This is a genomic window from Streptomyces sp. AA4 (assembly GCF_000158875.1).
Taxonomy (GTDB): domain Bacteria; phylum Actinomycetota; class Actinomycetes; order Mycobacteriales; family Pseudonocardiaceae; genus Amycolatopsis.
This window is the reverse complement of sequence record NZ_GG657746.1, coordinates 5503962-5524002: the sequence shown is the minus strand read 5'-3', so window position 1 is coordinate 5524002 and position 20041 is coordinate 5503962. Positions and strand designations below refer to the sequence as shown.

Genomic DNA, 20041 nt, shown 5'->3' with positions numbered 1-20041 from the left:
TTTGCCGGGCTCGCCACCGGGTATCAGAGGGACCACGACAAGGAGGCGAGGATGCCGTCGCGCGCACGCAGCACCACGGGAACGAAAGCGGGTCAGGGTTCTCCCGGGCACGCCGGGAACGAACAGGAAGACAGGTCGGTGACGGTAGCCGGGGTGAAGGTTCCCGGCGACCTGCCCAAGCGCGCGCTGTGGTGGGGCGGCTTGGCGGCGCTGGCCGCGGTCGGAGTGCTCGAGTGGCCGGTCGCGGTCGTGGTGGGCGCGGGCAGCTACGTCGCCGAGAAGCTGTCCCGGGACGACGCTCGCCGGGATCTCGCGGCCGGGGACTAGAACCGGAGAAACACCATGTCTGACACCGCACGCAAGCCCGCCCCGCGCGGCCGCCGGGCCGCGGCGAAAGCGGCCGAGAACAATTCCCTTCAGGTGAGCCTGCCGCTCGTCGGAAAGGTTTCGCTGCCGCCGCCGCAGCAGCTCGCGTATTTCGGCGGCATCGGCGTGTTGACGGCGCTGCAGCTCATCGAATGGCCGGTCAGCGTTGCCTTGGCTGCCGGGCACGTCCTGGCGACCAGCAGCGGCGACAAATCCTTGCGTGCCTTCGGGGAAGCGCTCGAGGACGCCTGAGACCGGCCCGGCCAGCGCTGAGCGGGCAGCGGGTCGACGGGTGGAGAATGACGAGAAATATGACGGAGAATGTGTCTTCCTTGCTGTCGTGCGCCCTCCGGCTCCCGGCGGCGGGAGTGAACGCGGCGTTGTCGGTGCCCGAGCGGGTCGTCCGCGGAGCGAGCCAGGTCGCCGGCGTAGCCGCCGAAGCGGTCAACCTCGGCGCCGACGCGGTGGTCACCGGGGCGGGAGCCAGCGTCCGGGCCACGACGTGCGCGGCGCGGGTGCTGCGCGACGCCGTCGTCAGCGGGGCCGAGGGAACCGAAGCGGTGTGGCGGCACGGGCAGAAGCTCCACCTCGGCCTGCGGCCCGAACCCGGCGACGACGCGAGCCGGTTCGGGCGCGTGGTGCGCAAGCTGGTCCGCGAGGCGATGGCCCGGCCCGACGTGCTCGCCGCCTACTGGGACGCCGGGCTGTCCCGGATGGTGCTCACGATGGCGGAAGGCGCGGCCAGCGACCGGCTGGTGGCGGCCGTGACGGCTCGCGCGCGAAAGCACGGGCTTTCCGTTGGGGCACAAGACGAAGCGTCCGCCCATCCCGGCGATCTCCGCACGGTCCAGACGCAGGCGGCCGCGCTCGCGATCAGCGGCGCGGGACTGGCGATGGCGGCGGCCACCACGCCGTTGCGGCTGCGCCGGCCGCCGGAAGTGCTGTCCGCCGCGCTCACGGCGGTGCGGGAACATCCGGTGGCGCAGGAGTTCTTGCGCGCCAAGCTCGGCAGGCCCGCTGCCGAGCTGGCGGTCGCCACCGCGAACGCGGCGGTGCACGGCGTCGGGAAGTCCCCCGCGGACCTCGCGCTCGACGTGCTGCTGCGCGCCGGGCAACTGGCGGACGCGGTGGCGCAGGTCGTCGCGTTCGAACGGTCCTGCGACCGGCTGTGCGTGCCCGACCGCGACTGCCCGACAGTCCGTCCCGAGCGCAGGGCGGCCCCGCCGGATCCGGTCAGCGACTACGCCAAAACCGCGTTGACCGGCGGGATGATCGGCGCGGCGGGCACCGTGCTGTTCAAACGCGACCTCAGCCAGGCCAGCTCCGCGATCCTGGCCAGTTCTCCGAAGCCCGCTCGGTACGGATGGACCGCGTACGCCTCGGGCGCCGGCCTCGCCCTCGCGCGGGAGGGGGTGCTCGTCCGGAACCCGGACCGGCTCCGGCTGCTGCAGGCGGCCGACACCCTCGTGGTGCACAGCAACGCCTTGTGCGGCGACCAGCGCACGGTCTTCGAGGCCAACCCCACCGACACCGAGTGGGCGGAAGGCAGGTTGTGGCAAGCGGCCCTGCGGGCGGTGGAAGGCGAGGACAGCCCGGTGCGGCTGCGGCCGACGCCCGACGATCCCGAGGCCGGCACCGGGTTGATGATCGCCTCGGCCGACGGCGTGGACGTCGGTACCGTGCTTGTCGGATGGGTGCCCGATCCGCTGACCGAGAGCGTATTGGACGCGGCCGGGCAGGCTGGCCTGCGGATCGTGGTCGTCCAGAGCGGTTCCCCGGGCGTCGAGGCGGCCCTGGCCGACGAGGTCGTCACCGATCGGGCGATGGCCGACGTCGTGACCGGCTGCCAAGAGGACGGCCGCGTCGTGCTGACGCTGGCCCGCGTCCCGCCGAGCGCGGACGCGTCCGCTCGCAAGGAAGTGCTGGAGGGTCTGCTGCGCGGCGATCTCGCGGTCGCGGTGGCGCACGGATGCGACGCCGCGGTCTGGGCCGCCGACCTGTTGTCGATCAGCGGTCTCGCGGGAGTTTGGCGGTTGCTGCGCGCCGTCCGCGCGGCGCGTGCCGCGGGCGATCGGGCGACGACCTGCGCCGAGGCCGCCGCGGCTTTGTCCGGTCTGGTGGTCGCTACGGACGGGCAGCGGCAGTGGCGGCGCCTGCTGTCGCCGTTGGCACGGCTGAGCCCGGTCAACCTCGCTACTGGAGTCGCGCTCGCCTCCGGATGGCAGGCCGCCGTGGCGATGGCCGCGGAAACGGCTCCGGCGCCGCGGCCGCGCGTGGCCTGGCATGCGCTGCCGCTGGAGGAAGTGCGGCGCAGGCTGGCCTCGGACCCGCGACGCCGCCGAGCGCACCGCACCGGGCTGCCCGAACGCGCCCGGCACTTGGCCGCGGAAGCCGCCGAACTGCCCGGGACGGCACCGGTCGCGACCGGGCTTCGCCTGGCTGGCGCGATGCGCGGGGAGCTGAGCGATCCGCTGACCCCGGTGCTCGCCGTCGGAGCCGCCGCGTCGGCGATTCTCGGGTCCACTGTGGACGCATTGCTGGTGCTGGCCGCGATGGGGGCCAACGCGCTGGTCGGCGGGGTGCAGGGGCTGCGCGCGGAGCAGGCGCTGGCCGGCTTGGCGGCGACCCAGACCCAGCAGGCCCGCCGGCTGGCCTCGGCGGACGCGGAGCCGGAAGCGGTCGACGCCGCCGATCTGCGGCCCGGCGACCTCGTGGAACTGCTGGCGGGCGACGTCGTGCCCGCCGACGCGCGGCTGGTGCGGCTGCACGATCTCGAGGTCGACGAATCGGTGCTGACCGGGGAATCCCTGCCGGTGCCGAAACAAACGGCGGCGACCCCGGCGTCGGACATCGCCGACCGCCGGTGCATGGTGTTCGAAGGAACCACCGTGGTCGCGGGATCGGCCCGCGCGATCGTCGCGGACACCGGCGACCGCACCGAGGCCGGACGCGCCGTGGCGCTGGCGTCCCGCACCGCACCGGCCGCCGGGGTCCAGGCGAGGCTGCGGGAGCTGACCAGCGAGGCCCTGCCGCTCACTCTGGCCGGTGGAGTCGCCGTCACGGGGTTGTCGTTGCTGCGCGGGCGGACGGTGCGCGAAGCGGTCAGCGGCGGGGTCGCGGTGGCGGTCGCCGCGGTGCCGGAAGGACTTCCGCTGGTCGCCACGGTCGCGCAGATGGCTGCCGCGCGCCGGCTCAGCCGCCGGGGCGTGCTCGTCCGCTCCGCACGCACGCTGGAGGCGCTGGGCCGGATCGACACCGTTTGTTTCGACAAGACCGGCACGCTGACGACGAACGAACTGCGGGTCATCAAGGTCGCGACGGCGACCGGCGAGGTTCTCCCGCTGGAAGAGGCGGAACAGTCCGCCGCGGCGGCCCAGGTGCTGCGGACCGGAGCGGGCGCCTGTCCGTCCGAAGAGGACAGTGGACGGACCAAACACGCGCACGCGACCGATGCCGCGGTGCTCGCCGCGGCGCCGTCCGACCGGAAGTGGGAACAGGTCGCCGGTTTGCCGTTCGAGGCCAGCCGCGGTTATGCGGCCGCGGCTGGAGTCGAGGGCGAAACCGGTTGGCTGGTGGTCAAAGGAGCGCTGGAAGTGGTGCTCCCGTGCTGCCCGGACGCTCCGGCGGACGCCCTTTCCCGGGCCGAGACCTTGGCGGGCTCCGGCCTCCGCGTGCTCGCGGTGGCGCGGCGTCCCGTGCCCGCGGAGCAGTTGTCCGAGGCCGTCGACAAACCGTTGGCGGACTTGGAGTTCGTCGGCTTGCTCGCGTTGGCGGACAGTCCGCGGCCGAGCGCGGCGCCGATGGTGTCCGGGCTGCGCGCGGCGGGTGTGCAGCCGGTCGTGCTGACCGGCGACCACCCGCGTACCGCCTTGGCCGTCGCCGTCGCATTGGGCTGGCCGGAGGACACCGCGGTTGTGACCGGCCAGGAACTGGCGGCGCTCGACCGCGCTGGCCGGGCAGAGCTGCTGCGCGAGGCGGGGGTGGTAGCCCGGGTGGCTCCGGAGCAGAAGCTGCAAGTGGTCGAGGCGCTGCGCGCCGCGGGCCGGGTCGTGGCGATGGTCGGCGACGGCGCGAACGACGCGGCCGCCATCCGGGCCGCCGACGCGGGCATCGCGCTGGCCGCCCGCGGCTCTGCGGCCGCGCGCAACGCGGCCGACATCGTGCTGACCGACGGCGACCTGCGGGTGCTGACCGACACGGTCGACGAGGGACGAGCCCTGTGGCGCAGCGTCGCGGACGCCATCAGCATCCTGATCGGCGGCAATGCCGGCGAGGTGGGCTTCACCGTGCTGGGCACGCTGCTGTCCGGGGCCTCGCCGTTGTCCACCCGGCAGTTGCTGCTGGTCAACCTGCTGACCGACATGTTCCCGGCGATGGCCATCTCGGTCACCCCCAGCGCCGCGCCGGACGACGGCCAGGACGTGGGCACCGGGTCGCTCGGCGCGCCGCTCACCCGGCAGATCCGCGACCGGGGCATCGTCACCGCACTGGGAGCGACCACCGCCTGGCTCGCCGGCGCCTTCACGCCCGGCACCGCGCGCCGCACCAGCACGATGTCGTTGTGCGGCCTCGTCGGAGCCCAGCTGGTGCAGACCCTGTCCGGCCGCGCGCACAGTCCGCTGGTCCTGGCCACCAGCCTCGGCTCGGCGGCGGTGCTGTTCGGGGTGGTGCAGACGCCGGTCGTGAGCCACTTCTTCGGCTGCACCCCGCTCGGCCCGGTGGCGTGGGCGGGAGTCGGCGGCAGCATCGTGGTGGCGAAGTTCGCGCCGCCGATGCTGCCCGTGGTGGAGACGATCGTGTCCCGGGTCGCGCCGAAGCTGCCGAACGCGGCCCGCTGAGCCGTCCGGAGTGGACGGTCGGGTTGCTCAGTCTCCCCACGTGTTCGCGTCGAGGACCATGTCCCAGGTCGGATAGGGCACCTCGGGGTGGCGCTGGTGGAGGATCTCGCCGGGGAGCGTCATCGAGGGCGCCTTGCGGGGGTTCGCGAGGCTTTGGCCGACCATGACGTCGGTGAGGGCGCGGCACCCGCCGAGCCGGGGATAGCGCGCGTGCACGCGGTCGGCGAATCCGGGCGGAAGCTGCCCGGGACCGTCGGGGCCGGTGAGGTCGATGCCGATGCCGATCTGCGCGACGCCGATCTCGGCTGGGCGACGGCGCTGGAATACCGGCGATTCGTGCACGTGCTGGGTGGTGTGCAGGGCGATCGCGTCCCACACGGTGTCCACGCGGTGGTCGGTGACGCCGTGGCTTTCCAGGAACTGCGCGGCGAAATCGGCGCCCGCGATTTCGAACCGCTGGTCGGTTTTGACCTCCTCGGTCAGCCCCATGTCGTGGAGCACACAGATGAGGAACATCAGTTCGGAGTCGTAGTGTTCGTCCGGCCGCTTGCCCTGCCGCGCGGCGGCGGCCCGCGCGAACAGGAAACTGCGCAGACTGTGATTGCGCAGGAACGGTTGCTGCGCGCGAGTCACCAGCGTCTGCGCGCTGCGCGCCAGCCGGGTGGCGGGGAAGGGCAGATCGGCTGGGGCCGCACTCGCCGCCGGGGTGCTGAGCGCGATCGCGGCGGCACCGGCCGCGGCGCCGCCGAGCACGGTGCGGCGGGAAACGGAATCCGACATCTGGTGGTCTCCTTTACGAGTGCGCGAACCGCTGGCGGTACGCGGTCGGGGTGATGCCAAGGACTTGGACGAACAGGCGGCGCATGCTTTCGGCGGACCCGAAACCGCACCGGCGGGCGACGGTCTCCACTCCGGCGTCGCACGATTCGAGCAGGACGCGGGCGGCCTCGACGCGGATCCGGGCGACGTACTGGCCCGGCGTGACCCCGAGTTCCTGCTGGAACAGCCGGGTCAGCTGACGCACGCTCACCCTCGCGCGCGCGGCCATGCCGGACAGCGTGTGGTCGCCCGCCGGTTCGGCCGCGACCGAGTCGAGCACGACCCGCAGCGCCGGGGTTTTCGGCACCGGAACGTCGCTCCAGACACTGAACTGCGACTGTCCGCCGGGACGGCGCAGGAACACGACCAGCTGCCGCGCGGCGTCCCGGGCGACGTCCGGCCCGAGGTCCTCCTCGACCAATGCGAGCGCCAGGTCGATGCCGGCGGTCACCCCGGCCGAGGTGACGATCCGGCCGTCGCGCGTGTAAATGGCGTCCGGACGCACGGCGACGCCGGGAAACCGCGCGGCGAGTTCGGCGCACATCGCCCAGTGCGTGGTGGCCTGCCGTCCCTCCAGCAATCCGGCCTCCGCCAACAGGAACGCGCCGGTGCACACCGACGCGACGCGGCGCGCGGTCTCGCCGAGCCGCCGGATTCCGTCGAGCAGGTCCGGTGCCGTTTCGTCGGCCTGGCCGGGCGGGGGTCCGGGGACGAGCACCGTGTCGACCGGTCCGTCTATATCGGACAGTGCACAATCGACACTCAGCACCACCCCGGTGTCCGAGCGCACCGGCCGTCCGTCCACAGAGGCGAGACGCACCCGGTAGCCGCCCGCGCCGTCGAGCACCTGGACCGGTCCCGCGAGATCGAGCAGCACCACGTCGGCGCACACCGCTACGACGATCTCGCGCTTGTCTGCCATATCCCCACTCTTGTCCCCGGATCCCGGTGGCCACAAGGACAACCAGCCCACAGATCCGGCCAGGCCGGCTGGTTTCTCACTCCCTTTCCCGTCGGGCGTCGTCGCTCTGCAGCACGACGACCAGACGGGCGAGTTCGGCGCGGAAACCTTCCGGATCGGCCAGGACTTCCCACGCCCGGCGGGAATCCCGGCCGGGAGCGGCGCGGTGCGCGCGCCGCCCGGCGGCGGTGATCGAGACGAGCACCCGGCGGGCGTCGGCCGGATCCCGTTCGCGGCGCACGAGCCCGTGCCGGAGCAGCCGGTCGACGGTGCGGCTCGTCGTCTGCGCCTGCACCCGGCAGCGGCGGGCCAGTTCGGCCTGGCCGAGCGCGCCGTCCCGCAGGACGTGCAGCACGACGAAACCGGCGTGGTTGAGCCCCGTTTCCGCCAGTTCGGCGTCGAACGCGTTCTGCAGCAACCGCGCCGCGGTGGCCAGCAACCGGCCCAGCGGCCATTCGTCCGGCGGCAGCGCGGCGTCCGGTTCGACGGGGTTTTCGTTACGGGGCATGGCGGACCCGCCCGGAGCGCTGGTACGGTTCGGAAATCATCAGCATGCTGCCGATTATCCGCGGCGGCGGATTCCCTGTCGAACCGGAGGCCGGAATGCCCGAAACCGACGTCCCGTCCGGGGTCGGCCGGACCGCGCTGGCGATCGCCCGCGGCCGGGCGGCCGAGCAGCTGCGGCCGGACCGCCTGTTCAGCGATCCGTGGGCCGCGGCGTTCCTCGACGGCGACGTCGGCCCCGAGACCGGGCCCGGATCGGAGTTCATGGCGGGTTATTTCGCGCTGCGGACCCGGTTCTTCGACGACTATCTGCGCACTGCGGTCGCGGCGGGTTGCCGCCAGGTCGTCCTGCTGGCGGCCGGTCTCGACACCCGGGCGTTCCGGCTGCCCTGGCCCGCCGACACCCGGCTGTTCGAACTCGACCTGCCGGACACCGTGCGGTTCAAGGAAAAAGTCCTGACCACCCGGGGCGCGGAACCCGCCTGTGCGCGAGAAGTGGTGCCGGTCGACCTGCGCGACGACTGGTCCGCCGCTTTGCTCCGGCAGGGTTTCCGCCCGGACCGGCCGACCGCGTGGCTCGCCGAAGGACTGCTCGTCTATCTCACCGAAAGCGAGAACGACGCGCTGCTCGCCGCGGTCAGCGCGCTGTCCGCGCCCGGCAGTCACTTCGGCGCGGAACACATCAACCCCGACACGCTCACCTTGCCGCCCTTCCAGCCCGCACTGGCCGCGTTCGCTCGGATCGGCGCACCGTGGCGGTCCGCGGTCGCCGATCCCCGGCAGTGGCTGGCCCGCCACGGCTGGCAGGCGCGGATCACCGATCCCGCGGAATTGGCTCGCAGCCTGGATCGTCCAGTGCCGCCAGCGATGGATCCGGCCACAGTGGACACTGCGCGGCTGTGGCTCATCGAGGCGACCCGGGGCTGAGTTCAGCCGTCTTGCGCGGCGCGCCGCAGCAGACGGGACATCAGAGCGTGGTGCACGGGCACGGCAAGCGACCACAACGCGGCGGCCGGTCGCCGGTCGAAACGCACGAAGGTGGTCCACCGCACCCGCGTGCCGCGCAGTTCAACGACATTGCGCGCGGTCAGCAGCCACGAGCGGGCCTCGAGCACAGCCGCCTGCTCGGTCGAACTCACGAGCGCCCAACCCAGCACGTGCGTCGGCGAGTCCTTCGGGCCCATCCGCAGGCCGAGCCCGGCCCGCCACGCGAATCGCAGAAAGCCGCGTACCAGCCGCGGCGCCTGTTCCCACCCCGCCCGCGCCCATTGCTCAGGCGAGCGGAGACCGGGTGCCGGGTCGCTGAATTCGAACCCGCCGGCGTAACCGGCGGAAGGCAGCGCGCCGACGGTGTCCGTCGGCTCCAGGACGATGCGCCGAACCTGCACGGGGACCTCGCTGTTAGTAGACACGTATCTACTAACGGGACCGTACGGGCGTGGTAGACAGGTGTCAACTAGAGTGGGACGCATGCCGCCGCGTCGCCGACTCGATCCAGCCCAGCGCCGCGCCGAGCTCCTCGAGGTCGCCGCCCGGGAGTTCGCGGCCAAGCCCTACGACGCGGTGCAGATGGAGCAGATCGCCGAGCAGGCCGGGGTTTCGCGGGCGCTGCTCTACCGGCACTTCCACGCCAAACACGACCTGTTCGCGGCGGTGTACCGGCAGGCGGCCGACCGGTTGCTCGCGGACACCGAACCGGACCCGGACGTCCCGCTGACCGAGCAGATCGCCCTCGGCCTGGAGGTCCATTTCGACTACTTCCTGGCCAACCGCAACACCGTCCTCGCGGCGAACCGCACCCTGGCCGGCGATCCGGTGGTCCAGGCGGCGATCACCGACGAACTGACCGTGCTGCGGCAGCGGCTGGTCGACGCCTCGGGGCTCACCGGGCACGCGGGGGAGTTGCTGTCCGCCGCGCTGACCGGGTGGCTGCAGTTCGTCCGGGTACTGTGCGTGGAATGGCTGCTGACCGACGCCATGTCGCGGGCGGAACTGCGTGACCTGTGCGTCGGCGCGCTGACGGGGGCGCTGGAGAAGATCACCGGCGAGGCGGGGCGAGGCTGATGAGAGGGCGAAGAGCTTCCGTTCCGGTTCATCTCCCGCGCGGCGCGCGAGGTCCGGTCCGAGAGCGGATTCCAGACTGTGAATGAGGAAGTGCGTGCCCGGCGAGATCAGACGCAGTAAGCACGTCACCGCGCTCGGTGCGGTCAGCCTGGGGTACCTCGGCTCCGCGGTGCCGGAGGTGGGGTACGCGTTCGGGTCGGTCAAGGTGCCGTGGAGCCAGGTCTGCTTCGTCCGAGAGCGCGGCAACCGGATCGAGATCGGGTTGGAAAGCCGGAGCATCTTGTGGGAGTTCGACCATCTCGAACTGCTGGCCGCGCTGTCCCGACGCTATCGGGCGCGCGCCGGGGAGAACGAGAGGCGGTTGACTGCCGCGGTCGAAGCCAGCCGCTCGGGTGACCGCGCCAGTGCCCAGAGCGGCGGGAAGGGGTTCGACAAGAGCTTCCTGGTTTTCGCGTTGGCGCCCTTGTCGATCCCGCTCACGCTCTGGGATATGGCAACCTTCTAGCCGCGCGCCGTCGCAAGCTCCGGCAAGCACCAGTGACTTCCTGTGGTCCAGCCGAGAAACCGTCGTCCCGTTCCGCCGTCCACCCGGCCTTCCGAAGTGAACCGGCCGCCTTCCACCACATGCGCCAAGCCGTCGACTGCCGGAGCGAAGCGTTCGGCCAGGCCTGCTCGCGCCACCTGTTCGGCGAGCTGACCCAGCAGAGCGCGCTGGGTGTCGACGTCGCAGAAGCTCAAGAAAAACAGCGCCTGACGCCAAGCGTAGGCCGCGTTCTTGACCCCCTGCAGCGCCGCGTGGTAGTGGTCCGTGCGGGTCGCCAACCGGGTCACCGCCCAGGTCAGCGACTCGGCGGCCAGTGCCGGCGCGGATGCCCGCAGCCGGGGTTCAAGATCCAGCGTGTGCACCAGAACTGCCAGGTTCTGCGTCGTGAGAATCTGGCTCTGCTCCAGGACCGTGCCGTTCTTGGCGACCGAATAGAGCTTCCGCACCGGCTGCGCTTCGGCGGCTCGGGCCGCGCACACGTCGGCGAAGTCGTCGGCGGTGCGTTTCGCGAGCGCGCGGAACCGGCGCGGGGGCTCGGTGGACGGCCACGATTCCGGCAGGTCGTAGTAGCGGGCGTAGAGCGTGCCCGCCATCGTGCGGCTCGCGAGTTCCGCCGCCGTGCGCCATTTCGCGGTGAACCGGCCCATGAAGATGTCCGCGGCGACCTCTTCGACCAGCGGCATCGGCAGTCCGGCCTGCTTCGCCAGCGCACCGAGTTCGCGCACCAGCGTGTTCGGCAAGATCGCCTGCGGGAACGCGCTCAGCGCCAGCAGCACTGTCTGGGCCAGCGTCTGGCGGGCCGCGCGGGAGGCGTCCGGGCGTCGCTCGCGCAGCGGGTCGACGGCCTGGACCCAGGGCAGTTCCTCGATCCGGACCTGCTGTTCCAGGTCGAGCAGCAGCAGGCCGCGCCGGCGGCGGAAGGCCGCGTAGGTCTGGGCGTAGAGCGTCGCCAGCTGCTCGTCGGCGAAGTTCGCGGCCAGCAACTGCGCGGTGATCTGCGGCAGGACCGTCGCGAGGACGTCGGCCGAGGTGATCACGTTCCGCGCGACCAGTTCCTCGATCGGCGCCTCCAGCGCGCGGGCGACCTTGGCGACCAGGTGAGCCGGTGCGTCCTCGGCGACCGGTTCGAGCGAGGGCAGTCCGCCGTCCGCCGGGAAGCGGTCCAGCCGCTCGGCGAGCGCGGCCGCGAGTTCGGCGTGGGTGGGCCGCGCGGCGACCTCCGCCTGCAGCGCGCGCAGCGCCGCCCGCGGTTCCGAACCTGGCTCGCCGTGCTTGGTGATCGTGTTCGCCAGGGCACGGCGGACCCAGCCGACGTCGCGGCCGGTCAGTTCCGCGCTGTCGTGCTCGCACGCCAGCAACGCACGGTGCAGCCGCGCGAAGTTGCTCTTCGGGTGGAGGTGCGCGGTCGACGCGGTGTGCTCGACGCTCGCGGTCGCGTAATCCGCCAGCCACTCGGCGCGGCGCTGCTTCCAGTCGGCAGGCCAGGTACGGCACGGCCAGCCGCCGGCGACGCCGGTTTCGGCCAGCCGCGGCAGTGCGCCTTCGACGGTGTCGCACCACAGTTCGACGAGTCGGTCGAACAGCGGGTGCCATACCTGCAGGGTTTCCAGCATCGCCGCGATCGCGGGCTGAGTGCGCGCCGACCGCAGCGATTCCCGGACTTCGCCGACGGTGCTCAGCCGCACCAGCGCGCCGGACGGCCGCGGCGCCGAGCCGGGCAGCGGGGCCAGGCGCAGGCGGTGCATGAACGGACGAAGCTCGAAGACCAGGTCGAGCGCGGCTTCGGCGTGCCCGTGCTCCAGCAGCCACGCGACGACCGGCAGCGCGGCGTCCTCCGGGACCTCGATCCGGTACGACTCGGCGGCCAGCATCGCGCGCAGCGCGGAGAGCCCGGCGTCGGTGAGATACCAGAGGTTGAGCCGTTCGCGGTCCGTCGTGCCCGGTCCGTCCGCGCACAGGGCCGCCTCGGCGGGCGAAAGCGGGACCTCGGCGAGGTAACGGCCGGTGGCGAATCCGCCGTGCACGACTTCGAGGGTCACCCACGCCGGAGTGTCCTCGACCGGAACCCGCGAGCCGATCCGCAGGCCGCCGGTGGCCATGCCGGTCAGGACGTCCTGCCACTGGCTCGCTTTCGCCGCCGCCCGCCGGCGGGTCGCCCGGTCCTTCGCGGACAGGGCGGTGCGCACAGCCCGGCGGAGCTGCCCGTAGGCGTACTCCGGCGACGCGGTGTGTCCCATGTGGATTCCCCCTGGTGTCAAGACTTGGAGGCAGGATTCGAACCTGCGCCCTCCCGGAGAACAGCCGGGTGTTCTGCCTGCTGAACTACTCCAAGACGCGGGGATGGACATGGAGGCAGGATTCGAACCCGCGCCCTCCCGGTCCTGAGCCGGGCGATCTGCCGCTGATCTACTCCATGGTGTTTCCCGCGGCGGAAAGCTTAGGCCGTCGCGGGACCGAGCCGCCACTGATTTCCGGGAGGGGCCCGCCTCAGCGTTCGCCGGGCTTGCCCGGGACGGAGCAAGCCGGTGGTGCGCCAGCGGCGAAATGCACGCCAAGCAGCGCCTTCGCCCGCGCGAATTCGGCGAGCGTGAACGGCAGCGGCGGACGGCGGACTTCGAGCAGTTCCCCAGGCCGCCCGTGCAGCAGCATGGTGGTTCCGGTCACGCGCTCGTCCCGTGGGCGGCCCCCGGTTTTCCGCTGGACCGTGCAGGACGGGCCGAGCATCGCGGCGAGGAGAGAACACACGTCGGCCCCGGAGTCGGTGGCTTGCGCGGCGATGGCGAGCATCCGAGTCGGGAGGTCGACGAGGTCGTGCGCGTCCGCCCGGACGACCCAGACGTTTTCGCCGCCGCTGGAGCGGGCCGCTTCGACGATGTCCGCGCCGGTGGTGCCTTCCGGGGCGCGGAGGAGGAATTCGTCCACGGCGCCGTCGGGCGCGGCGAGGACTTGCATGGACGCGATGTCGTAGCGGTGGGCGGCCAGGGTGGCGGTGAGGGCGGCGAGGCTTCCGGGGACGTCGCGCACGGTCGCGCGGAGGCGCCATTCGATCGCGGCCCCCTGCCCGGGCGGGGAGGTGCGCGGCGGCCGGTGGCTCCAGCGGTGCCGCAGCGTGGCGGCGGCGAGGAAAAGCACGCCCAGCGCGAACATCAGCACGGGCGCGACGCGATTGTTCGAGAGGGTGCTGACGAACAGGTCGGCGATCCCGGTGGCGAAGAACAGCGCCGCCAGTTCGACCAGTTCCCGGTTGACCGAACGCTTCCGGCGCGTGCTCGGTGTCTCGGATGCTGTCATGCCCTCCAGCGTCGCGGCGTCCGTTTACCGCCGGGGTCGAGTCCTGTCACGATTCAGTTAACCGGCCCGGGCGGCGGCGTCCACACCAAGCGCGGATCGGTCTGCACGAAGCTGCCCAGCAGCTGGTCCACGCGCATCAGCACGTCCAGGTCGAGCCGGACGCCCGCGGCCTTCGCGTTTTCGGTGACCTGCTCCGGCGTGCTCGCTCCCGCGATCGCCGACGCGACGGTTTCGTGCTGCAGGGTCCACGCGAGCGCGAGCTGGGCCATGGTCAGCCCCGCGTCGTCCGCGACGCCGCGCAGCAGTTCCACCCGGTCCACCAGTTCCGGGTACCGCAGCGGCCGAGCGTACGCCGGTCCGGTCGCGCGCGAGCCGGGCGGGACGGCGCCGTGGGCGTATTTCCCGGTCAGGACGCCTTGGGCCAGCGGGACCGCGGCGAACTGGCCGATGCCGAGCCGGTCGGACACCGGGATCACCTGCGCCTCCGCCACGCGCCACAGCATCGAGTAGTGCGCCTGGTTCGAGATCAGCGGCACGTCGTAGCGCGCGGCCGCCTCGGCTGCCTGTGTCAGCTGCTCCGCCGTCCACTCCGCGGTGCCGACGTAGCGCACTTTGCCTTGCCGCACCAGGTCCGAGAGAGCCAGGAACGTTTCCGCCACCGGTGTTTTGCAGCAGCCGCCGCAGCGAGCGCTCCAGGGACGCGATCACGTGTTTGCGGCTCCGCCCGGAGTCGTTGGGGCCGGGGCCTTCGGGCCAGAACACCCCGGTGCACAGGATCAGGTCGTCGCGGCGCGTGCCGGTGAATCGACCGCCTTCGTGACTTACGTCCGCGCCTTGGAAGCGATGATCCGGCTCGATCCGCGCTGCGCCGAACTCGCCGCGGAGGCGGGCGACACGTTCCAGAAGCTCGGGGAGGTCCGGCGCGAGCTGCATCCGCGGTACATCCAGGGGGTCGCGCTCGCCTACCTCGGCGAGCTGGAGGAGTCGCGTCGGGTGCTGCACCGGGCGGTCGAGCTGAGCCGCGCGTGCGGCGACCACTCTGCTCGCTTTCCTTACCACGAGCGGCAGTGCGCCGGAGTTCGCCGGGATCCTCGGCGTGCATCCGCAGACGGCCCGCAACCGGTTGCGGAACGCCCTCTTCGGTGACCGGCTGCACGATCCGGATGCGCGGTTCGGCCTAGAGATCTCGTTGCGGGCGCGCAAGCTCCGCCCAGCCGGGTAAGCGGCCGGCGGGACGACGCCCACCGGCCGCCGGTCAGCGGGCGGCGGCTCCGGCGCGGCGTTTGGTCCAGATGTCGTACGCGACCGCCGCGAGCAGGACCGCGCCTTTGACGAGCATGACGCGTTCGCTGGGCGCCCCGATCAGCGACATCCCGTTGTTGATCACCGCCATGATCAGGCCGCCGGTGATGGCTCCGACGACCTTGCCGACGCCGCCTTGCACCGCGGCGCCGCCGATGAACGCCGCGGCGATGGCGTCGAGTTCGAAGTTGACGCCCGCCGTGGGACCGGCCTGGTTGAGCCGCCCGGCGAAGATGATCCCGGCCAGCGCCGCGAGGACGCCCATGTTGACGAAGACCCAGAACGTCACCGATTTGACCTTGACCCCGGACAGGGTCGCGGCCTGCAGGTTCCCGCCGATGGCGTAGATGTGCCTGCCGAACACGGATTTCCCGGCGACGAGGGAGTAGCCGAGCACGAGCACGGCGAGCAGGACGAGGACCCACGGCAGGTTCCGGAACCGGGCCAGCTGCACGACCACCGCGAGCACCAGCGCGGCGGCGACGGCGATCTTGAGCACGAACAGCGGGAACGGGTCGACCTCCTGCCCGTAGCCGAGGCGCGCGACGCGTTTGCGCCATTGCGTGAGCACGATCCCGGCGACCACGACGACTCCGGCGAGGAGGCTGACGAGGTCCGCGCCGCCGAGCGGGCCCAAGCCGATGTTGCCGAGGTAACCGCCGGTGAAGCCGTTCGACAGGGTGCGGATGGCGTCCGGGAAGGGGCCGATGCCCTGGTTGCCGAGCACGGTGAGGGTGAGCGCGCGGAAGGCGAGCATCCCGGCCAGCGTCACGATGAAGGCGGGGATGCCGAAGTAGGCGACCCAATACCCCTGCCAGGCGCCGATCACCGCGCCGACGACGAGGGTGAGCACGACCGCCAGCGGCCAGGGCAGCCCGAGGTTCACCGTGAGGACCGCGGCGACCGCGCCGGTCATCGCCACGACCGACCCCGCGGAGAGGTCGATGTGCCCGGAGATGATCACCAGGATCATCCCGATGGCGAGGATCAGCACGTAGGAGTTCTGCACGATGATGTTCGAGATGTTCTGCGGTTCGAGCAGCGCGCCGCCGGTGATCGCCTCGAACAGGATCACGATCAGCGCGAACGCGACGTAGATGCCGCTTTGCCGCAGGTTGATCGAGATCCGCCGGGGGCTGCGCCCGGCGGGCGGGGCGGCCGGATCGGCGGGCCGCACGGGGTTCGCGGTGGTCATGGCCGTTCCTTCGTCATGTGTCGCATGAGCAGTTCCTGGGTGGCGTCGGCCCGGGCGACCTCGCCGGTGATCCGGCCCGCGGACAGCGTGTAGATGCGGTCGCACAGGCCGAGCAGTTCGGGGAGTTCCGAGGAGATGACGAGGACCGCTTTCCCCTGCGCGGCCATCTCGTTGACGATCGTGTAGATCTCGTATTTCGCGCCGACGTCGATGCCGCGGGTCGGCTCGTCGAGGATGAGCACGTCCGGATCGGTGAAAAGCCACTTGGCCAGCACGACTTTCTGCTGGTTCCCGCCGGACAGCTTGCCGGTGACGCTGCGCACCGACGGCGCCTTGATCCGGAGGTCGCGGTGGAACCGGGTCGCGACGTCGTGTTCGGTGTGCTCGTTCACCCAGCCGCGGCGGGACATGCTGGGCAGCCCGGCCGCCGACGTGTTGCGCTGGATGTCGTCGATCAGGTTGAGCCCGTACCGTTTCCGGTCCTCGGTGGCGTAGGCGAGGCCGTTGCGGATGGCGTCGCGGACCGACCGCAGCGTGATCTCCTTGCCGTCCTTGACCAGCCTGCCCGAGATGTTCGTGCCGTACGACCGGCCGAAGACGCTCATCGCGAGTTCGGTGCGGCCCGCGCCCATCAGCCCGGCGAGCCCGACGATCTCGCCGCGGCGCAGCGTCAGGTTCGCCCCGTCCACCACGACCCGGCCGGGCTGGCTCGGGCTGTGCACGGTCCAGTCCTCGATCCGGAGCACCTCGTCGCCGATGTCCGGTTCCCGCGGCGGGAACCGGTGCTCGAGGTCGCGCCCGACCATGCCGGTGATGATGCGTTCCTCGCTCAGCCCGGCAGCGCTGAGCGTTTCGATCGTCTTGCCGTCGCGCAGGATCGTGACGGTGTCGGCGATCGCGGTGACCTCGCCGAGCTTGTGCGAGATGATCACGCACGTGACGCCGTCGTCGCGAAGTTCGCGCAGCAGCGCGAGCAGATGAGCCGAATCGTCGTCGTTGAGCGCGGCCGTCGGCTCGTCGAGGATGAGCAGTTTGACGCGTTTGGACAGGGCTTTGGCGATCTCGACCAGCTGCTGTTTGCCCACGCCGAGTTCGCTGACCGGCGTGACCGCGTTCTCCCGCAGCCCGACCCGGCGCAGCAGGTCGGCGGCCTCGTGGTTGGTCCGGTTCCAGTCGACCCAGCCGCGTTTGGCCCGTTCGTTGCCCAGGAAGATGTTCTCGGCGATCGAAAGCTGCGCGCACAGCGCGAGTTCCTGGTGGATGATCACGATGCCGCGGCGTTCGCTGTCCCGGATCGACCCGAACGCGCAGGCCTGGCCGTCGAAGGTGATCTCCCCGGTGTAGCTGCCGTGCGGGTGGACGCCGGACAGGATTTTCATCAGGGTGGATTTCCCGGCGCCGTTCTCTCCGCACACGGCGTGGATTTCCCCGCGCCGCACGGAGAGCGTGACGTCGGACAGCGCGGTGACGCCGGGGAAGGTCTTGGTGATCCCGCGCATGCCGAGCAGTTCGGTCATTTCAGCTGGCCCGCCGTGTAGTAGCCGGAGTCGAGCAGTTCCTTCTGGTAGTTGGACTTGTCGACGACGACCGGCTGCAGCAGCTGGGCCGGGACGACCTTCTTGCCGTTGTCGTAGTCGGTGGTGTTGTTGACCGCGGGCTGCTGTCCTTTGAGGACGGAGTCGGCCATCTTCACCGTGACGTCGGCGAGCTTGCGGGTGTCCTTGAACACGGTGGAGTACTGCTCGCCCGCGATGATCGACTTGACCGAGGCGACTTCGGCGTCCTGTCCGGTGACGACCGGGTAGGGCTGTCCGGCGGAACCGTAGCCGTTGCTCTTGAGCGCGGACAGAATCCCGATCGACAGGCCGTCGTAGGGGGAGAGCACGCCCTGGACCTTCGCGCCGCCGGTGTAGGTCTTGGTGAGCAGGTCTTCCATGCGGCGCTGCGCGGTCGCCGGGTCCCAGCGCAGGATCGCGGTCGGCGCGAAGTCGACCTGGCCGCTCTTCACGATCAGCTTCTTGCTGGCGATCAACGGCTTGAGCACCGACATGGCGCCGTTGTAGAAGAAGGTCGCGTTGTTGTCGTCGGGCGATCCGCCGAACAGCTCGATGTTGAACGGACCTGGTCCGTCGCCGAGTCCCTTGAGCAGGGAGTTCGCCTGTTCTACGCCGACCTTGAAATTGTCGAAGGTGGCGTAGTAGTCGACGGCGGTCGAATTGCGGATGAGCCGGTCGTAGGCGATCACCGGGACCTTGCGGTCGGCGGCCTCCTGCAGCTGGGTGGTGAGCGCGGTGCCGTCGATCGAGGCGACGATCAGCAGTTTCGCGCCCTTGGTCAGCTGGTTCTCGATCTGGTTGACCTGGGTGGGGATGTCGTTCTCGGCGTACTGCAGGTCGACCTGGTAGCCGAGCTTTTCCAGCGCGGCCTTGATGTTGTCGCCGTCGTGGATCCAGCGTTCGGACGATTTGGTCGGCATCGTCACGCCGACCAGCGCGCCGGCGGACCCGCCCGCCTGCTGGTCGACCGTTTTCGCGCTGGACCCGCAGGCGGCGGCGCCGAACGCGAGCACGGCGACCCCGGCCGCGGCGGCGACGGCGCGGATTCCTCGAATGAACCTCATTGTTCGTTCTCCTTCTTTCAGAAACCCTGGGCGAGCCGGTGGTAGGCCTGGTTCCAGCGGATGCGGTCGGCGAAGTCGGCGGTGGTGGTCGTTTCGTCGATGAGAAGCAGTTCGACGTCGAGCATGCGCGCGAAATCCCGCACGGTCTCGGTGCCGACCGCCTGCGTGAGCACGGTGTGGTGCGGGCCGCCCGCGGTGATCCACGCTTCCGCGGACGTGGTGAGCGACGGCGCCGGCTTCCACACGGCGCGGGCCACGGGCAGGTTCGGCAGCGGCTCGTCGGGCGGGACGACCTCGATCTCGTTGGCCACCAGCCGGAACCGGTCGCCGAGGTCGGTCAGGCCCAGCACCGCGCCGCGGCCGGGGGCGGCGTCGAAGACCAAGCGGACCGGGTCCTCGCGGCCGCCGATACCGAGCGGGTGGATTTCGCACGAGGGGCGGTCCGCGGCGATGCTCGGGCACACCTCCAGCATGTGCGCGCCGAGGATTTTCGCTTCGCCGGGACCGAAATGGTAGGTGTAATCCTCCATGAAGGACGTTCCGCGCGCCGAACCTCGGCCCATCGCCTTCACGGCGGCCAGCAGCGCGGACGTCTTCCAGTCGCCCTCGCCGCCGAAGCCGTAGCCGTCGGCCATCAGCCGCTGCACGGCCAAGCCCGGCAGCTGGCGAAGTCCGCCGAGATCCTCGAAATTCGTGGTGAACGCACCGAATCCGCCTTCGCCGAGGAAGGACCGAAGACCGAGTTCGATCCGCGCGGCATACCGGAGCGATTCATGCCGTTCCCCGTCGCGGGCCAGTTCCGGGACGAGCGCGTACTCGTCGGCGTACTGCGCGACCAGGCTGTCGACGTCCGCGTCGGAGGCCGCGTCGACCCGGTCGGCGAGTTCGGTGACGCCGTAGGTGTTGACCGAGACGCCGAACCGCAGCTCGGCCTCGACCTTGTCGCCTTCGGTGACCGCGACGTCGCGCATGTTGTCGCCGAACCGGGCCAGTTTCAAGGTCCGCAGGTGCGCCGCGCCGATCGCCGCCCGGGCCCAGGCGTCGATGCGGGCGACCACCGCCGGATCGGCCGCGTGCCCGGCGACGGTCTTGCGCGGGATCCCGAGGCGGGTCTGGACGAACCCGAACTCCCGGTCGCCGTGCGCGGCCTGGTTGAGGTTCATGTAGTCCATGTCGAGACTCGCCCACGGCAGCGTCGCGTCGAGTTGGGTGTGCAGGTGCAGCAACGGTTTGCGCAGCGCGTCCAGGCCGCCGATCCACATTTTCGCCGGGCTGAACGTGTGCATCCACGCGACGACCCCGACGCACGCGGGGTCGGCGTTGGCCTCCTGCAGCACCTGCCGGATCCCGGCGGACTCGGTCAGCACCGGTTTCCCGACCAGCTCGCACGGCAGCCCGCCGGAACCGGCCAGCAGCTGCCGGATCCGCAGCGACTGCCCGGCGACCTGGTCGAGGGTCTCCTCGCCGTAGAGCGCCTGGCTGCCGGTGAGGAACCACACCTGCGGCTTGGTCGCGGAAATCATCTGTTCTCCTTGCT

Annotated in this window: 19 protein-coding genes and 2 tRNA genes; 8 read left to right on the top strand and 13 right to left on the bottom strand. The window is 71.3% G+C overall.

The features are described from left to right. The first annotated feature begins 51 nt into the window (after window positions 1-51). The 3 genes from SSMG_RS25240 to SSMG_RS25230 all read left to right on the top strand — a co-directional run bounded on the left by SSMG_RS25240 (window position 52) and on the right by SSMG_RS25230 (window position 5204). On the top strand, window positions 52-327 hold the full coding sequence (locus SSMG_RS25240; RefSeq protein ID WP_037714794.1) for a hypothetical protein: 276 nt from the start codon (window positions 52-54) through the stop codon (window positions 325-327). A gap of 15 nt (window positions 328-342) precedes the next feature. Continuing rightward, window positions 343-618: a hypothetical protein gene (locus SSMG_RS25235; RefSeq protein WP_009080687.1), complete on the top strand. Its 276-nt coding sequence runs from the start codon at window positions 343-345 to the stop codon at window positions 616-618. Window positions 619-689: 71 nt separating this feature from the next. Beyond that, the gene (locus tag SSMG_RS25230) at window positions 690-5204 is read left to right on the top strand and encodes a cation-translocating P-type ATPase (RefSeq protein WP_234392742.1); all 4515 of its coding nucleotides are present in this window, start codon (window positions 690-692) and stop codon (window positions 5202-5204) included. A gap of 27 nt (window positions 5205-5231) precedes the next feature. Here the strand turns inward: SSMG_RS25230 and SSMG_RS25225 are convergent, their stop codons facing one another. From SSMG_RS25225 to SSMG_RS25215, 3 genes are all read right to left on the bottom strand, one after another. Beyond that, window positions 5232-5984 (bottom strand): HD domain-containing protein, encoded by a 753-nt coding sequence (locus SSMG_RS25225; protein WP_009080684.1) that lies wholly within the window; start codon window positions 5982-5984, stop codon window positions 5232-5234. A gap of 13 nt (window positions 5985-5997) precedes the next feature. Further along, window positions 5998-6945 carry a GlxA family transcriptional regulator gene (locus SSMG_RS25220; protein ID WP_037714792.1) on the bottom strand — a complete coding sequence of 316 codons (948 nt, stop codon included), beginning with the start codon at window positions 6943-6945 and terminating at the stop codon, window positions 5998-6000. Window positions 6946-7021: 76 nt separating this feature from the next. Continuing rightward, a complete protein-coding gene (locus SSMG_RS25215; protein ID WP_009080681.1) occupies window positions 7022-7492 on the bottom strand; it encodes a MarR family winged helix-turn-helix transcriptional regulator in 471 nt (156 codons plus the stop codon). Between the two features lie 95 nt (window positions 7493-7587). Between SSMG_RS25215 and SSMG_RS25210 the strand changes: the two genes are divergently transcribed. Further along, window positions 7588-8415 (top strand): SAM-dependent methyltransferase, encoded by an 828-nt coding sequence (locus SSMG_RS25210; RefSeq protein ID WP_037717938.1) that lies wholly within the window; start codon window positions 7588-7590, stop codon window positions 8413-8415. Window positions 8416-8417: 2 nt separating this feature from the next. Here SSMG_RS25210 and SSMG_RS25205 read toward each other — a convergent pair whose 3' ends face one another. Further along, window positions 8418-8900, bottom strand: a complete 483-nt coding sequence (locus tag SSMG_RS25205) for a hypothetical protein (RefSeq protein WP_158688080.1) — start codon at window positions 8898-8900, stop codon at window positions 8418-8420. A 58-nt stretch (window positions 8901-8958) separates the two neighbouring features. On the opposite strand from SSMG_RS25205, the gene SSMG_RS25200 reads away from it, so the two are divergent. Both SSMG_RS25200 and SSMG_RS25195 read left to right on the top strand, forming a co-directional pair. After that, the gene (locus tag SSMG_RS25200; RefSeq protein ID WP_009080675.1) at window positions 8959-9552 is read left to right on the top strand and encodes a TetR/AcrR family transcriptional regulator; all 594 of its coding nucleotides are present in this window, start codon (window positions 8959-8961) and stop codon (window positions 9550-9552) included. A gap of 94 nt (window positions 9553-9646) precedes the next feature. Next, a complete protein-coding gene (locus SSMG_RS25195) occupies window positions 9647-10057 on the top strand; it encodes a hypothetical protein (protein WP_037714789.1) in 411 nt (136 codons plus the stop codon). Here SSMG_RS25195 and SSMG_RS25190 read toward each other — a convergent pair. The 5 genes from SSMG_RS25190 to SSMG_RS25170 all read right to left on the bottom strand — a co-directional run bounded on the left by SSMG_RS25190 (window position 10054) and on the right by SSMG_RS25170 (window position 14046). Then, a complete protein-coding gene (locus SSMG_RS25190) occupies window positions 10054-12333 on the bottom strand; it encodes a hypothetical protein (protein WP_009080672.1) in 2280 nt (759 codons plus the stop codon). The two genes, SSMG_RS25195 and SSMG_RS25190, sit on opposite strands and share 4 nt — an antisense overlap. A gap of 22 nt (window positions 12334-12355) precedes the next feature. Next, window positions 12356-12428, bottom strand: a tRNA-Asn gene (locus tag SSMG_RS25185). 9 nt (window positions 12429-12437) lie between these two features. Beyond that, window positions 12438-12512 (bottom strand) — tRNA-Leu (locus tag SSMG_RS25180). A gap of 71 nt (window positions 12513-12583) precedes the next feature. Further along, window positions 12584-13387 carry a hypothetical protein gene (locus tag SSMG_RS25175; protein ID WP_009080670.1) on the bottom strand — a complete coding sequence of 268 codons (804 nt, stop codon included), beginning with the start codon at window positions 13385-13387 and terminating at the stop codon, window positions 12584-12586. Between the two features lie 53 nt (window positions 13388-13440). Continuing rightward, a complete protein-coding gene (locus SSMG_RS25170) occupies window positions 13441-14046 on the bottom strand; it encodes an aldo/keto reductase (protein WP_009080668.1) in 606 nt (201 codons plus the stop codon). 157 nt (window positions 14047-14203) lie between these two features. Between SSMG_RS25170 and SSMG_RS47735 the strand changes: the two genes are divergently transcribed. Continuing rightward, on the top strand, window positions 14204-14533 hold the full coding sequence (locus SSMG_RS47735) for a hypothetical protein (RefSeq protein ID WP_009080666.1): 330 nt from the start codon (window positions 14204-14206) through the stop codon (window positions 14531-14533). Then, window positions 14475-14609 (top strand): hypothetical protein, encoded by a 135-nt coding sequence (locus SSMG_RS43760; protein ID WP_353611804.1) that lies wholly within the window; start codon window positions 14475-14477, stop codon window positions 14607-14609. The genes SSMG_RS47735 and SSMG_RS43760 overlap by 59 nt, the downstream gene beginning before the upstream one ends. A 33-nt stretch (window positions 14610-14642) precedes the next feature. On the opposite strand, the gene mmsB is transcribed toward SSMG_RS43760, so the two are convergent. From mmsB to araA, 4 genes are read right to left on the bottom strand one after another with little or no spacing between them, the layout of a single operon-like run. Then, on the bottom strand, window positions 14643-15884 hold the full coding sequence (mmsB, locus tag SSMG_RS25165; RefSeq protein WP_009080664.1) for a multiple monosaccharide ABC transporter permease: 1242 nt from the start codon (window positions 15882-15884) through the stop codon (window positions 14643-14645). Then, entirely contained in the window at window positions 15881-17401 is a 1521-nt protein-coding gene (mmsA, locus tag SSMG_RS25160; RefSeq protein ID WP_009080663.1) for a multiple monosaccharide ABC transporter ATP-binding protein, read from the bottom strand. The genes mmsB and mmsA overlap by 4 nt, the downstream gene beginning before the upstream one ends. Continuing rightward, the gene (chvE, locus tag SSMG_RS25155; RefSeq protein WP_009080661.1) at window positions 17398-18504 is read right to left on the bottom strand and encodes a multiple monosaccharide ABC transporter substrate-binding protein; all 1107 of its coding nucleotides are present in this window, start codon (window positions 18502-18504) and stop codon (window positions 17398-17400) included. Before chvE ends, mmsA begins: the two co-directional genes overlap by 4 nt. 17 nt (window positions 18505-18521) lie before the next feature. Then, complete coding sequence (gene araA / locus SSMG_RS25150; protein WP_009080659.1) at window positions 18522-20027, bottom strand: L-arabinose isomerase; 1506 nt, start codon at window positions 20025-20027, stop codon at window positions 18522-18524. Between the last annotated feature and the right edge of the window lie 14 nt (window positions 20028-20041).